The sequence below is a fragment of the Kitasatospora sp. NPDC053308 genome (genome assembly GCF_055585785.1).
On record NZ_JBVJJY010000003.1, the window covers coordinates 522500 to 536048 of the forward strand.

Sequence of the window (13549 nt, forward strand, 5' to 3'; positions counted from 1 at the left end):
CACAACGGTACCGAGCGGCGCCCGGTGGGGGCCGGTGGGGAGAACAGCGTGCGGATCGGGGGGAGGGGATGCGCGTGGTGAGCCGTCTTCGGCGACGGGTGAGGCCGCGGACGGGCCGGTCTGCCTGGGTGCGCCGGTCTGCCTGGGTGCGCCGGTGGGCCGGGGTCCGCCGGCCGGCCGGGGTTCGCCGGTCCGTCCGCGCTCGCCGTCCGGCGGGCGCCCGGCTGCCGGTCGGCGCGCGGCGGTCGGACCGGGGCGCGGTGGCCCTCTTCGTCGCGATCTGCGCGGCGTACGTCGTGCTCGTCATCGCCCTGGTGATCGACGCGGGCGGCCGACTGCGGGTCGCCGAGCGCACCGACGCCTACGCCCAGGAGGCCGCGCGGGTCGGCGGACAGCAACTGGACCAGGCCGCCGTCCTGCAGGGGGCGGGCTTCAAGGTCGACGAGAAGTACGTCCGGGACGCCGCCGACGCCTACCTCGGCCTCTACGGCCTGCGGGCGGGCGACATCGCGTTCTCCGGTGACGGCAAGGTCGTCACCGTCACCGTGCAGGCCGACTACCGGCCGGTCCTGCTGGGCGCCCTCGGGGAACGGAAGGTAACGGGCAAGGGCAGTGCGACCCTCGTCCACGGAGTCGAGAAAGCGGAGACCGACTGATGGCCGCGCCACGTGCCAAGGACCAGGCCCGAACCGCCCAGGCCCGCAACGGCCGGGCCGGGGCCGCGCATCGCGCCGACGGGGGCGGGCGACGGCCCGCCGCCCCGGCACCTCGACCGCCGCGCGGTGGCCGGGGAGGCGGGAGGGGTGGCGGCCGGGCCGGCGCCCTGATCACCGCGGTCGCCGCGCTGGTCACCCTGCTCGCCCTGCTGTTCGGCGTCCCCGCGCTGCTGCTGTACGGCACCCAGGCGGTCGCCGGGATGGGCGAGGTCGCGCCGGGCGGCGTGGGCGAGGCGCTCACCAGCCCGGACGACGGGCGGCTGTTCCTGTGGGCGCTGGTGGTCGTCGGCTGGCTCGCCTGGGCCTGCTTCGCGCTCTCCGTCCTGCTGGAGGTCCCGGCCCAGCTGCGCGGCCGGATCGCCCGCCGGATCCCGGCCTTCGGCTGGAGCCAGCGGCTCGCGGCCGGGCTGGTGGGCTCGGTGCTCGCCCTGCTGCCGGTGGCCGGCTCGGCCTTCGCGGCCGTCCCGGAGCTCGCCCACACCCCCGCCGCACAGGCCCAGTTGACCCCGGGCGTGCAGCGCGCCGCGCTACCCGCCGCGCAGTCCGCGCCGGCCCTGGCGCCCGCCGCCGAGCAGCAGCCCAGCTACACCGTGCGGGACAGCCGGCCCGCCGACAGCCTGTGGTCCATCGCCGAGCGCCAACTGGGCTCGGGCGAACGGTGGGTGGAGATCGCCAAGCTCAACGACGGCCGGGTGATGGACGATTCGGGCATCCGCTTCGACGCGGACCGGCCGATCCAGCCCGGGTGGACCCTGGTGATGCCGGCCGACGCCAAGCCGGACGAGGTGAAGGCCCCGGCTCCCGCCCCGGCGGCGCCCGCGCCCTCGGGCGACGCGGCGCCGGGGGCCCCGCAGGGTACGGCGGGGACTCCGCAGGGCACCTCGCCGCAGGCCGGGACGGAACCGGGAGCGAGCGCGGGCGGGCAGCGGACCGTCACCGTGCAGGCCGGCGACAGCCTCTCGGCCATCGCCCAGCGGGAGTTGGGGGACGGGGAGGAGTGGCCGAAGCTCTTCGAGGCGAACAAGGGGGTGCAGGCCCCGGACGGGGAGCGGCTGACGAACCCGGACGTGGTGGTACCGGGGATGGTGCTCACCGTGCCGGGGGCGGCGGCCACCCCCGCCCCGGCGCCCGCTCCTGCCCCGGCGCCTGCCCCTGTCCCTGCGCCTGCTCCCGCCCCTGCGCCCGCGCCTGCCGACCAGGCCCCGACGCCTCAGGCCACGGCTCCCCAGGCCCCCGCTCCCGCGCCCTCGCAAGGAGCGCCGCAGTCGGCCCCGGCGCCGACGCACGCGCCGACCCACGCCCCGGCCCCCGCCGCGCACGCCGATCCGGCCCCCAGCGACGACTACACCGTCGCCCTCTCGGCCTCCACCGTCGGCGTCCTGCTCGCCGCCATCATGGTCGGCGCCGTCGCCCACAAGCGCGGCACCCAGCAGCGGGCCCGCCGCCCCCGGCACCGCATCGCGATGCCCGCCGCCGAGGCCGCCGCCTTCGAGAACGAGCTGCTGGCCCGGCAGGACCAGGCCGGGCTGGAGCTGTTGGACCGCGCCCTGCGCACGCTGGCCCGCAACACCGTGCGCGGCGGCAAGCGCCTGCCCGCCATCGTCGCCGCCCGGATCACCCCCGGGCACACCATCGAGCTGCACCTGTCCGGCCCGGCCACCCCGATCGCGCCGTTTAAGGCCGCGCACGCCGCCAACGTCTGGTGGTGCGGCCCCGACTCCGGCGACATGCTCAGCGCCGCGCAGGCCCGCAAGACCGCCGCGCCGTACCCCGCGCTGGTCACCCTGGGCACCTCGCCCGACGGATCGGTGGTCCTCGCCGACCTGGAGGCCGTCCGACTGCTCCACCTCTCCGGCCACCCGGACGACGCCCGCGACGTGCTGCGCACCCTCGCCATCGAGCTCGCCCACAGCCCGCTCGCCGACCGGCTCCACCTGCACCTCGTGGACCTCGCCGAGGAAGTGCCGATCAGCGGCCCGGCCGCCGAACGCGTGCACCGCCACGCCACCCTGGAGGCCGCGCTCGCCGCCCTCGGCCCGCGCACCGCCAAGGCCCGGGCCACCCTGGTCGCCGCCGAGGCCGCCAGCCCGCGCGACGCCCGCAGCCGGGGCCGGGCCGACGAGTCGTGGATCCCCGAGATCGTGCTCTGCGCCCACCAGCCCGGCGGCGGCATCCCGGCCGAACTCGGCCGGCTGCTCGACGGGCGCCCGCGCACCTGCGTCGCCGTCATCACCCGCGCCCCCGAGCGCGGCACCGGCCCGGTCGCCCGGTGGACCCTCCCGACCACCGGCCAGGCCGCCATCCCGGGCCTGCACCTGACCGTCGAGCTGCAACGGCTCAGCGGACAGCAGTACGACCAGGTCGCCGAGCTGCTCCGGGCCGCCGACGACACCACTCAGCACCCCGCCCCGGCCTGGACCCTGGACGGGCCCGAGGAGGATCCCGACACCGCCGAACTTCCCGCCGCCGTGCCGGTGTTGGCGGGCGTCGGCGCCGCGGTCTCGGCCTCGGGTCCCGTTCCGGCGCCGGTCCCGGCCTCGTCCGCCGGCTCGGCGTCGTCCGTCGGCTCGGCGTCGTCCCCGGCTGCCGCGGGCGAGGGGGGAGCGGACGCCGCCGGACCACGCCTGCTCGCCCGGGTGATCGGCACCGGAGCCAGCCCGTTCGCGGGTACCGACCCGGCGACGCCCGCCCCGGCGTCCGCCCCGACTTCGGCGCCCACCGGTCCGGCAGCCCTGCCGGGCGGCTCCACGCCGGTCCCGCCCGGTCCGGCGCGGTACGCCGTCAACGGGCAGGGGCGGCACGCGGCGGGCGACGAGACCACCCGCGACCTGCGCCGGCCGGGCGCGCCCGAGGAGTCGACCGCAGGGGCCGGGGACCAGGCCGTCACGGCGGAGCCGTCCGAGGCACCCGAGGCGTCCGGGACCGCGGACGCGCCGACGGAGGGCGCTCCGACGGCCGTCCTCGCCGTCCAGCCCGTCATCCCGGTCGCCCCGGCCGTTCCCGTCGCCCCCGTCGCCCCGGCCGTTCCCGTCGCCCCCGTCGCTCCCGTCGTTCCGGCGGTGGAGCCGACTCCCGGCGCCGAAGCCGAGACCGCCCCGGAGGGCGCCCCCGAGACGGCCCCGGAGGCCGCTCCCGAGGCCGTGGACACCCGGACCGCCGCCGGTCCGTCCGCGCCCGCCGCCGGTCCGTTCGCGTCCTCCGCCGTCGAGCCCGGCCCCGCCGCCGTGGCACCGGTCGCCCCCGCGGCCCGGACCACGTCCGGCCGCACCGACTGCGAGGACCTGCTCGCCATCCTCCGCTCCCCGGAGGCGCACGCCCCGCGCAACGCTCCCCGGATCCGCCTGCTCGGCCCGGTCGACGTCGCCGGTGCCCTCGGCACCGCCGAGCCCGCCGCACTGCCCCGGCTCACCGAACTCGCCGTCTACCTGGCGCTGCGCCCCGGCTCGGACCACCACGCCCTCGACCACGACCTGCACCCCGGCGCGGCGCACCTCGACCCGCACCCCGGGACGGACGCCAAGAGCCCGCTGCCGGCCAAACTCGCCGATCTGGCCGCCTGGTTCGGCAGCTCGGCCGAGGGCCGCGCCTTCCTGTCCACCGAAGGCGCCGACGGCTACTCCTTCGCCCCGACGGTGACCTGCGACTGGGACGAGTTCCGCAGCCTCTACCGGCGCGGCATGCGCAGCACCAGTGCCACCGCCGACGCCGCGCTGGCCCACGCGCTGGCCCTGGTCCGCGGCGCCCCCTTCGCCGAGGCCCCGCCCGCCTCGTACGGCTGGGCCGAGGCGGAGCGCCAGGACATGATCGCGGCGATCGTCGACACCGCGCACGAACTGGCCGCCCGCCGTCTGCAGTACGGCGACCACCGCTGCGCCGAGGCCGCCGTCTTCCGCGGCCTCGCCGTCGCCCCGGACGTCGAACTCCTGCACCGGGACCTGTTCTACGCCTACGCCTCGGCCGGCGCCCGCGACCAGCTCCTGCGCGCGGTCAACCGGCTGGACGCGCTCAGCCGCCGCACCGGCCGCGACCTCGACGCCGACACCGTCGCCCTGCTGCGGGACCTCCTGGCCGGCTCCTGACCGCCCGCCGCGCCCCGCCCCGGGACGGCGCCGGGGCGTACGGCATCCGTCGATGCCGCACGGCGGGGCGGACCGGCCGGGGCGGTCGCCGGGGCCGGTCGTGGCCTGTCGGCCGGTCCGTGCTCAGGCGGTCCGCAGCCAGGCGTCGAGGGCGGTGAAGTCCTCCTCGGTGAGCCCGCGTTGCGGATCGACCCGGTGGAGGAGCGCCCGGGCGGGGGAGTGCGTCGCGACCCAGCGGTGGTCCGCCGCGGTGATCTCGTCGTCCACCCAGACGAACGGGCGACCGCCGGCCCGGGCGACCAGCGCACGGGTCTTCCAGTGCACCCCGCCGGGTTCGTCCTCGTCCTCGTCCTCGTCCAAGGGCCATTCCACGAGGGGCAGTTGCGGCAGTCCGAGCCAGGGCGCGAGGCACTCGTTGGCGTCCTCCAGCCAGGTGGTCGCCCACACCGGCTCGCACGGCAGACCCAGCAGACGCGGCCCCAGCGCCGGGTCGACGCGCGTCACCAAGGGGTTCCCACCCGGCACCGCGCCCGGCGCGTACGGGCTGCGGTAGGTCGGGTAGCCACCCGGCGGAGGGGCACCGAACGGGATGAGCGGGCCGTCGACGTCGAGGAAGAGAAGGGGACGGTCGGCGGCGGTCATGGCGGAACGATAGCGGGCAGGTCCTCGATGCGCCCTTCGACCGTGCTCCGATTCCCGGCCTGAAGACCGCACGGGACCTCGACGGCCTGCGATGCCTTCTTCCAGCGCGACTTGAGCACGGAGTGCACGTAGGCGAGGTCGGTGCGGAGATCCACTTGCCGCAGCACCTCCGGACGCGACGCTGCCCGGAGGTGCCGTTGGCGCGCCTTCCCGTGCCGCGGACCGGGCGACGGTCGGGCTCTCCGGTGGCGGTCCGTGCCGGCCGGGGCCACACCGATCGGTTCCTCCCCGCTGCGATCGGGGAGGAACCGTCGGCACTCGCGCCCTAGAAGCGGCCGCGGATCTGCATGCCGGTTTCGGACTCCGGGTTGTTCAGCGCGTCGTAGACCTTGTGGCCGGAGTCGCGGGCCCCACCGGCCCAGCTGACCGCACCCTTGTCGGTGACCTTGGCCGCGACACCGCTCCAGTACTTCGCCTCCCGGTCCCACTGGACGTCCGCCAGGAGGGCGCCGAGCGTGACGCCTTCGGGCATCGGGTCCGCCGACCAGGACATGGTGCGGTTCATGGTCGCACCGAGGCCCGCCACGACCGCGGGGGCGGTGATGGCGGACTTGGCGTGGAAGAGCTGGGCGTTCTCCACCAGGAAGGTGCCGACCGTCTCCATGATCTCGCGCTGGACGACGGCCTGGTCGGGGCGGTCGTTGTTCTCGTCGACGGGGATGTCCTCGTACTCGATGCCCGTCGAGGCGGCGTGGATGCCGGCCTTGCCGAGCATGGCGGTGGAGATGAGAGTCCGCAGGACCGACATCGTCATCCACTCGGGAGCCTTGTCCGACACCTGGCGCTTGCCGGTGAGGATCAGGCCGGACAGCGGGACCGTGCCCTCGCCGGCCGGCACCTTCAGCGACTCCATCAGCTTGCGCGTCACCGTGGTGCCGAAGTCGCGGCCGTCCATCGACATGGCCAGGGACTTGTCGACCGGAACGCCCTTGAGGTTGCGGTCGTGGAAGATCTGCCGGGCGGCCATGACGCTGATCCCGTGGAAGATCTCGACGGAGAGCTTCATCTCGCCGAAGTCGAAGTCCTCCAAGCCGTAGGCAGCCTGGTTCTTCCTGATCCGGTGCAGCGCCGTGACCTGGGTCTCGGCGTCGAGGGCGATCAGACCGTCACGGATCGGAAGGTGCCACACGCCGTTCTCGTCCGGCGCCAGCGGACGCGGCGACCAGAGGGTGATCTGCGGAACCGACCAGGCGCTGTCGAAGTCCCCGCGCAAGCCGGCCGCGATGTAGTCCGCGTACTCGCCGACGTTCTTCGCCTTCTTGCTGGCCGCAGTGCCGATGGGCCGCTGCACCTCGGCGCGCAGACGGGCGTAAGGGTCGACCTCGTAGCCGGCCTTCGCGGCGCGCTTGGCGTCCTCCTCGACCTTCGCCGGGTCGTTGACGAGGTGGAGCAGGTTCTCGCCGTCGATGACGGCGTTGGCCATGACCCCTTCGCGGACGACCAGGAGCTTGATGGGGAAGCCGGTGGTGACGGGCTTCGTGAAACTGGCTATGGACATGCTCTCTCCCCTTGCGGCAATCCGCTTTGACGCTTCGTCACGTCCTCGGGAAGCTATCTGACGGCATACGGATGGTCAACTGCGGTGAAGGATTAGCGCGTTGTATCCTGCCGCAGCCCGAGGATGCGGTAGTGCGGTGGGGGCGATCCCGGCCGTGGCGCGACTGCGGGCGGCAGTTCGGTGCCACGGTCCAGTCCGCGGAACGCGCCGCCTCCACTCGGGCGCGGAGCCGGACGGGTGGCCCCGTCATGGCCGGCCCGACCCGGCACGCCGAAGATCGGCCACCGTCGCGCTGATCGCCGACGTCGACGGGTGCGTGGCCAGTACGACCGCGCCGCTCCTCATCGCGAGCATCCCGGGTCGCCTCCCGGTTCCCCGGCAACCTGGGCGCCGGAAAAGACTGGGTAGCATCGTGCGCCTACTGACGGGGATCCGATGCGGGGGACGGGTGCAGTGACGGCAAGTCAGGACAGCGCGGACATGGCGCCGCTGAGGCCGGGGGACCCCCGCGACATCGCGGGCTACCCGCTGCTGCGGCGGATCGGCGAGGGCGGCATGGGCACCGTCTTCCTGTCCCGGACCCGCGGCGGCCAGCCGGTCGCGTTGAAGGTGATCCGCCAGGAGTACGCCCGGGACGCGGGGTTCCGGCGCCGGTTCCAGCAGGAGGTCCGTGCGGCCCGTACCGTGCAGGGCTACCACGTGGTACCCGTGGTCGACCACGACACCAGCGGGACCACCCCCTGGCTGGCCTGCCGCTACGTCTCCGGCCTGACGCTGGACCAGGTGAGGGGGCGGTTCGGCGTGCTGCCGCCGCTCACCACGCTCCAGGTGGTGGGCTGTGTCGCCGAGGCACTGCGCGCGGTGCACGCGTCCGACATCGTCCACCGGGACCTGAAACCGGCCAACGTCCTGCTGGCCACCGACGGCCCGTGGGTCATCGACTTCGGCATCGCCCGCGCCGGGGACGGAACCCAGCTCACCGCCAGCGGTAACCCGATCGGCACGGCCCAGTACATGTCGCCCGAGCACGCACTCGGCGAGCCCGTCACCCCCGCGAGCGACCTCTTCGCCCTCGGCCTGATCGCCGCCGTCACGGCCACCGGACTGCACCCGTACGGGGACGGCAGCGCGATCACTGTCGCGACCCGCATCGCCAACACCGAGTTCCGCCCGCCGGACCTGTCCGGCTACCCGCCCGAGATCCGCCCGCTGCTCACCCGCTGCCTCGTCGCCGATCCGGCTGACCGGGCCACCCCCGAGGAAGTCATCGCCCTGTGCGACCGGGCCCTGTCCCGCCCGCTGCGCGCCTTCCAGGGCTGGTTGCCCTCACCCCTGGCCCAGGAACTCGCCCGGCGTGAGACGACCGTCCGCCAGGCCCTGGGCGACGACGCGCCGGACCCGGGTCCTGCGGCGACGTCCGCGGATCCCGCGGTGACGCACGCGCCCACCTACGTCCCCACCGAACGTGCGGTCCCGGTCCCTCCACGGGCGCCGGTGCCGGACGCCCGGCCTCCCCGGCCGCCGCTGCCCGCCCCGCCGGTCGTCCAGCCCTTCGACGCCCTCCCGACCACGTCCCGGCCGTCGATACCCGCCCGCGCCCGGCCGCCGCGTCCTCCCCAGCCCCACCCGCCGCAGCCCCCGGCTCCGCAGGGCCCCGTCCCGCAGGTCCCGGTACCGCAGGACCCCGATCCGCGCGAGCCGCTGCGCCTGGGGTTGGGGAAGACCTGGCTGCTGCTGTTCGTGTTCCTCCTCGTCGTCTACGTCTCGTTCAAGTAGCCGGACCCCTGGGGTGCCGAAGCATCCGCCCCCGAGGCGAATCCGGCGAGTCCACCGCAAGTGACCACGCCGACCGGTGCCGGCCGCTGGTGGGCGGCGGGAGCGAGCACCGTCGCCCGCCAGGCACCCGAGCCGGCCCTGATGTCCCAGCACGTTGCTCCGACCACGGGGACTCCGCTGCCCGAATCCGGTGGCACGGCCCAGCTGCCGGTGACTACGGTCTCGGCATGACCGGCCAGAGCGAGCACCCAACCCGGCGTGATCTCGCTGCCGTGCTCACCGGCCAGACCGCTGCCTGCGCCCCGGCGCGCGAGGCCCTCCTGGCCGGCGGCACGCTGCGGCTGTCTGACGGGGTCGCGCCCGACTGGATGGTGCGCGGCATCGCCGCCACCCGGCTGGGCTGGGCACGCAAGGTCGGCCTGGTCACCCTCGGCCTCGACGAGTCGGTCGAGATCCTCTCCCGGCACCGCGACGTGTCGTTCCGTATCGGCCTCCTCGACGCACCGGACCGCTCCTGGTTCTTCACCCTCTACTTCGACGCCACCGGCACCGAACTGCTGGCCTGCAGCGCCGTCAAGAACCAACCCCCCGCTCGGAGGCCCACCCGGCGGCCGAGCGCGTAGCCGCCGCTGCTCCCTGCCGGTGCGCTGAGGGAGGCGCGTCGAGGTCCGGGCCTCGGCGGCGCCCGCAACGCTGTGGCGCCAGCTCGCGACCGGTGCCGAGCGAGAGCTCATGTTCGCCGGATACACCGACTACTTCCCGTGGTTGGAGCACGCGAACTTCGGTGCTCTCCTGCGCAGGAAGGCGGCGTTCGGCTGCCGGGTGTCCGAGCTGGCCAAGTCCGCGACACCTCGATCGAGGCCCGGTACGAGACCAGCCATGTGTCGTTGTCTGCATGCCGCTTCGACAACGACATGATCGTCACCCCGCTGCTGCCCGGTAGGATCGGCCACGACGCCCCGATGATGCACTTCAGGCGAGCCCAAGACGACGGCGTGTTCGATCGGTTCGTCGGCCACATCGAGGAGTTGTGGGCGGCGCGACGTGTGGACGATTCCGACAGCAGAGGTGGCCGCCGATGCCCAGGCGTGACTACGAGGACGACCCGAACGCCCCGAAGGCGAACAGCCTGGTTCCGGCCGCAAGCGTGGTCGTGGTCGACGATGGTGGTCGCGTTCTGCTTCAGCGCCGCAGCGACAACGGCATGTGGGCCCTTCCTGGCGGGAAGATGGACCTCGGTGAGTCCCTCGCCGGGTGTGGCATCCGCGAGACCCGCGAGGAGACCGGCTTCGACATCGAGATCATCGGGATCGTCGGCACGTACACCAACCCCGGCCATGTGTTCGCCTATGACGATGGCGAGGTCCGCCAGGAGTTCAGCATCTGCCTGCTCGGCCGACCGATCGGCGGCCGGCTGCAGACGTCGGACGAGTCATCCGAAGTCGCATGGTTCACCCCGGCCGAGACGGACGAGCTGCCGATGGTGTCGAGCATCCGCAAGCGCCTGGCCGACTGGCGGTCCGGCGCGATCCCAGTGGTGCGCTGACCTACGCCGTCCGATGCCGGTCGTACGACGGCCGCACGGCCGACATCGAACTCCCGCCCGACCCAGTGCCCCTGCACACTGGCGCGCTCGTGGCCGACCGGGCAATGACGACGGCCCGGCTGATCGATGCGCGTCTCGTGATCGTCGGGGCGCCGGTCCGTCTGGTCTCCGCGCTGCACCAAGAGGGCAAGTCGGTCCTGGGTGGTCGCGTTGCCGACGTGTGTGCGGCTGACCCTCGCGGGTCCGGCTCTGGCAAGCAGCCCCTCCCCGGCTGACGCCTGCGGGTGCGGGGAGGACGGGGCCCGCGGGTTATCTGGCCAGATAGACCACGGCTGATGCCTGCGGGGGCGGGGAGGACAACCCTCGCTGGTGGAGTTGGTGTTGTCGGCGGACAGGGGGTCGGGGGTCCAGTCCGTGATCGAGTCGGCGCCGCAGGTCGGCTGCTCTGTCGACGCCGACGCCGACGCCGGGGCTTCCGGCGAAGACCGTGCCGCCACCGTCCGGGTCCGCACCTTGTGACGTGGCCGCCCGGGGGAGGGCCCCCGGACGGGATGAGGGGGCCGTCGACGTCGGGGAGGAGAAAGCGACGGTCGGGGTTGGTCATGACGGGACGACAGCGGCACTGCGGGCGGCTTGGTGCGCCGATCGGCGACCCGGCCTGGATCGGGTGCGGCGGGATCTCGTAGGGTGGCGCGCACGGAGTGTGGTGGCAAGCACCATGCAGTCAAGGGCATCAGACGCCGCGGGAGCGGCGGGGCGGGGCGGTGACCAGGAGATGGCGGAGACGACAGCGGTTTCCGGAGGTACCGACCCGACTGCGGAATCGGGCCCCTGGGACGCCGTACCGCCGCCCCCGCGCGTCCCGTCCGAGGAGCACCCGCCCGGGCCGGCCGCGCTCTACGAGCCGCCGCCCGTGCCCCCGGCCCCGCCGGCCGTCGCGCCGACCACCGCGCCGCCCGCCGCGCCGCCGAGTGCGCCGCCCGTCCCGCCGACCGGGTGGACGCTCACCGGCCTGCCCGCCGCGGGGGCGGCCGCCTCGACCCCGCCACCGTTCCCGGCCACGGGCGGGGTGCCGGTGCCCGGCGCACCGGGAGCCGCTGCGGCCGGTCCGGGCGGGCTCGGAGCCGCGCCGCGCGGGCGGATCCTGGTGATCGAGGGCGGCTACGGCAACTCCGGCCGCCGCACCTGGGGCCGGGGCGGTCCGACCCAGGCGCCGGTGCTCTCGGCGATGCTCGCCGCCGTCTCGCCGCAGGTCCTGCTCGCCGCCGACGCGGTGGACGCCGTCCACCTCCCCGGCGCCAGTGACCCGCACACCGTCCTCGCCCATCTGCGCGCCGCCTCCCGCCACCCGGGGCCGCTGCTGGTCCACGTGGGCGGGCACGTGTCCGCCGACAAGCGCGGCGGCCAGCTCCAGCTGACCCTGCGCGACGCCAAGCAGGACGGCCTGTCCTGGCAGGCCCTCGCCGCCGAGCTGAGCCACCGTCCGGCGGACTGGCAGACCCTCGTCATCGCCGACCTGAGCGCCGACCAGAACGCCTGGCCGTACCTCCAGGGCACCGTCTCGCCGCTCAGCGAGGGCATCCCGCTGTGGGCGGTGGTCAGCCCGGACCCGGAGCAGATCGGCACCTTCACCCGTGCCCTGATCGAGGCGCTGCACGGCGGTCGCCCCGGCGCGGGCGAGGTGCTCGCGCCCGAGCAGCTGCGGCAGCAGGTGTACTCGGTGCTGCGTCCGGACGTGGTCATCCTGGCCACGCACGCCCCGGGCCGCCCGTTCTTCCGCAACACCGCGCGGCGCGGCGACGGCCCGGTGGCCGACCTGCCGCCGGTGGCCGACGCGCCGCCGTTCCCGGACGCCGTGCCCTTCGGGGACGCCCTGCCGGGCACCGACGCGGTGCCGGTCGCGGACACCGGTCCCGCGGAGTTCCCACCGCCCCCGGCGCCGATGCCGCCGCGCCCCGGGCAGCCGCTGGACGACTCTGCCGGGTGGCCGGCGGCGGGCGTGTCCGCCGCTCCGGCGGCCGGCGGCGGCCCGGTGAGCCTGGTCAAGCCGGGCGTACCGCCCACGCCGCCCCGGCCGGCCCGCCCCGTCAGCCTGCTCAAGTGGGGCGAGTCCGCCGCGGCCGTGGGTGACGCCGCGGCGGCTCCGGGCGTGACCCTGCGCAAGCCCGCCCCGGCCGACGCCCCGGCTGGGGAGACCGCACCCCCGGCGGGCGTCACGCTCCTCAAGGGCCGGTCCGAGGCCGAAGTCGAGGCCCAGGCCGAGGTCGAGACCGCGGTGGCTGTCGCCGAGCCCGAACTCCCGCGGGGGGCGGACGTGGTGGAGGACGCGCCGTTGGTGGAGACCGCCGAGGCCACAGCAGCCCCGTCGACCCCGGAGGCCCCGGAGGTTGTCACGGACTTTACGGAGGCCGTCGAGGAGGTGGCCGAGGTCACGGAGGAGCCGCAGGACGCCGTCCCGGCCGAGTCGGCCCCGACGAACGAGGCACCGGCGGAGTCGGCCCCGACGAACGAGGCACCGGCGGACGAGGTCCCCTCCGAAGCGACCGCCGCCGCTGCGGCCGAGACTCCCGCCGAGACCGCGGCGGACGCTCCCGTCCGGGCCCCGGCCGAGCCCGCCGCCGCGCCGGCCGGTCCGCCCCGCGCGGACTACCGCGAGGTCATCGGACGGATCGTCCGCAGCGCCGATGCCGGGGACCACGCCGCCGCGACCGATCTCGCCTTCGCCCTGGAGCTGGAGGCGATCGCCGAGCACGGCGCCGTGTCCGAGCCCGTCCTGCAGGTGCGTCAGGTCCGGGCACACGTGTGCCGACTGGCCGGGCGGGCGGCCGAGGCCGCGGACATCTACCGCGAGGTGGCCCTCACGCTGCTGCGTTCGCAGGGCCCCGACCATCCGGAGACCCAGCAGGCGGCCACCAACGCCGAGGCATGCTGGCGCTCGATCGCCGACCGCGCGGAGGCCATCCGGATCGCCCCGGAGATCATCGAGTTGCGCGCCTACCTCCCGGGCCCCGACGGCCGCAAGCTCCGCGCCGCGGAGCGCTACCTCGCCCAGCTGGCCGCCACCGGCTGACGCCCGGCAGGCGGCAACCGAGCGCCGACGGCCGGCACCTGGCCGCCGACCGCCAACCGCCGACCGCCGACGGAAAACAGAAAACAGCGGACAGATAACAGATTTCGAAATCTGTTATCTGTCCGCTGTCATGTGTCAGCCGTCAGCCCTCAGCTGTCGGCT

General features: G+C 75.2%; 9 protein-coding genes. 6 read left to right on the top strand and 3 right to left on the bottom strand.

Annotated elements, in window-relative coordinates:
• Positions 1–260: 260 nt before the first annotated feature.
• Positions 261–656 (top strand): hypothetical protein, encoded by a 396-nt coding sequence (locus ACZ6Y7_RS10265; protein WP_465757413.1) that lies wholly within the window; start codon positions 261–263, stop codon positions 654–656.
• Positions 656–4795, top strand: a complete 4140-nt coding sequence (locus tag ACZ6Y7_RS10270; RefSeq protein ID WP_465757414.1) for a LysM peptidoglycan-binding domain-containing protein — start codon at positions 656–658, stop codon at positions 4793–4795. Before ACZ6Y7_RS10265 ends, ACZ6Y7_RS10270 begins: the two co-directional genes overlap by 1 nt.
• Before the next feature lie 123 nt (positions 4796–4918).
• On the opposite strand, the gene ACZ6Y7_RS10275 is transcribed toward ACZ6Y7_RS10270, so the two are convergent.
• From ACZ6Y7_RS10275 to ACZ6Y7_RS10285, 3 genes are all read right to left on the bottom strand, one after another.
• On the bottom strand, positions 4919–5437 hold the full coding sequence (locus tag ACZ6Y7_RS10275) for an HAD domain-containing protein (protein ID WP_465757415.1): 519 nt from the start codon (positions 5435–5437) through the stop codon (positions 4919–4921).
• Complete coding sequence (locus tag ACZ6Y7_RS10280) at positions 5434–5592, bottom strand: hypothetical protein (RefSeq protein ID WP_465757416.1); 159 nt, start codon at positions 5590–5592, stop codon at positions 5434–5436. The genes ACZ6Y7_RS10275 and ACZ6Y7_RS10280 overlap by 4 nt, the downstream gene beginning before the upstream one ends.
• Positions 5593–5762: 170 nt before the next feature.
• The gene (locus tag ACZ6Y7_RS10285; RefSeq protein WP_465757417.1) at positions 5763–6995 is read right to left on the bottom strand and encodes a DNA sulfur modification protein DndB; all 1233 of its coding nucleotides are present in this window, start codon (positions 6993–6995) and stop codon (positions 5763–5765) included.
• Positions 6996–7475: 480 nt separating this feature from the next.
• On the opposite strand from ACZ6Y7_RS10285, the gene ACZ6Y7_RS10290 reads away from it, so the two are divergent.
• The 4 genes from ACZ6Y7_RS10290 to ACZ6Y7_RS10305 all read left to right on the top strand — a co-directional run bounded on the left by ACZ6Y7_RS10290 (position 7476) and on the right by ACZ6Y7_RS10305 (position 13387).
• A complete protein-coding gene (locus ACZ6Y7_RS10290; protein WP_465757418.1) occupies positions 7476–8771 on the top strand; it encodes a serine/threonine-protein kinase in 1296 nt (431 codons plus the stop codon).
• 227 nt (positions 8772–8998) lie between these two features.
• The gene (locus ACZ6Y7_RS10295) at positions 8999–9394 is read left to right on the top strand and encodes a hypothetical protein (protein WP_465757419.1); all 396 of its coding nucleotides are present in this window, start codon (positions 8999–9001) and stop codon (positions 9392–9394) included.
• A 455-nt stretch (positions 9395–9849) separates the two neighbouring features.
• Positions 9850–10317 (top strand): NUDIX hydrolase, encoded by a 468-nt coding sequence (locus ACZ6Y7_RS10300; RefSeq protein WP_465757420.1) that lies wholly within the window; start codon positions 9850–9852, stop codon positions 10315–10317.
• Between the two features lie 775 nt (positions 10318–11092).
• On the top strand, positions 11093–13387 hold the full coding sequence (locus ACZ6Y7_RS10305) for a hypothetical protein (RefSeq protein ID WP_465757421.1): 2295 nt from the start codon (positions 11093–11095) through the stop codon (positions 13385–13387).
• Positions 13388–13549: the final 162 nt, after the last annotated feature.

Coding starts and splice junctions, on each gene's coding strand:
- ACZ6Y7_RS10270 (WP_465757414.1), top strand. CDS start 656: ATGGCCGCGCCACGTGCCAAGGACCAGGCCCGAACCGCCCAGGCCCGC.
- ACZ6Y7_RS10275 (WP_465757415.1), bottom strand. CDS start 5,437: ATGACCGCCGCCGACCGTCCCCTTCTCTTCCTCGACGTCGACGGCCCG.
- ACZ6Y7_RS10285 (WP_465757417.1), bottom strand. CDS start 6,995: ATGTCCATAGCCAGTTTCACGAAGCCCGTCACCACCGGCTTCCCCATC.
- ACZ6Y7_RS10290 (WP_465757418.1), top strand. CDS start 7,476: ATGGCGCCGCTGAGGCCGGGGGACCCCCGCGACATCGCGGGCTACCCG.
- ACZ6Y7_RS10295 (WP_465757419.1), top strand. CDS start 8,999: ATGACCGGCCAGAGCGAGCACCCAACCCGGCGTGATCTCGCTGCCGTG.
- ACZ6Y7_RS10300 (WP_465757420.1), top strand. CDS start 9,850: ATGCCCAGGCGTGACTACGAGGACGACCCGAACGCCCCGAAGGCGAAC.
- ACZ6Y7_RS10305 (WP_465757421.1), top strand. CDS start 11,093: ATGGCGGAGACGACAGCGGTTTCCGGAGGTACCGACCCGACTGCGGAA.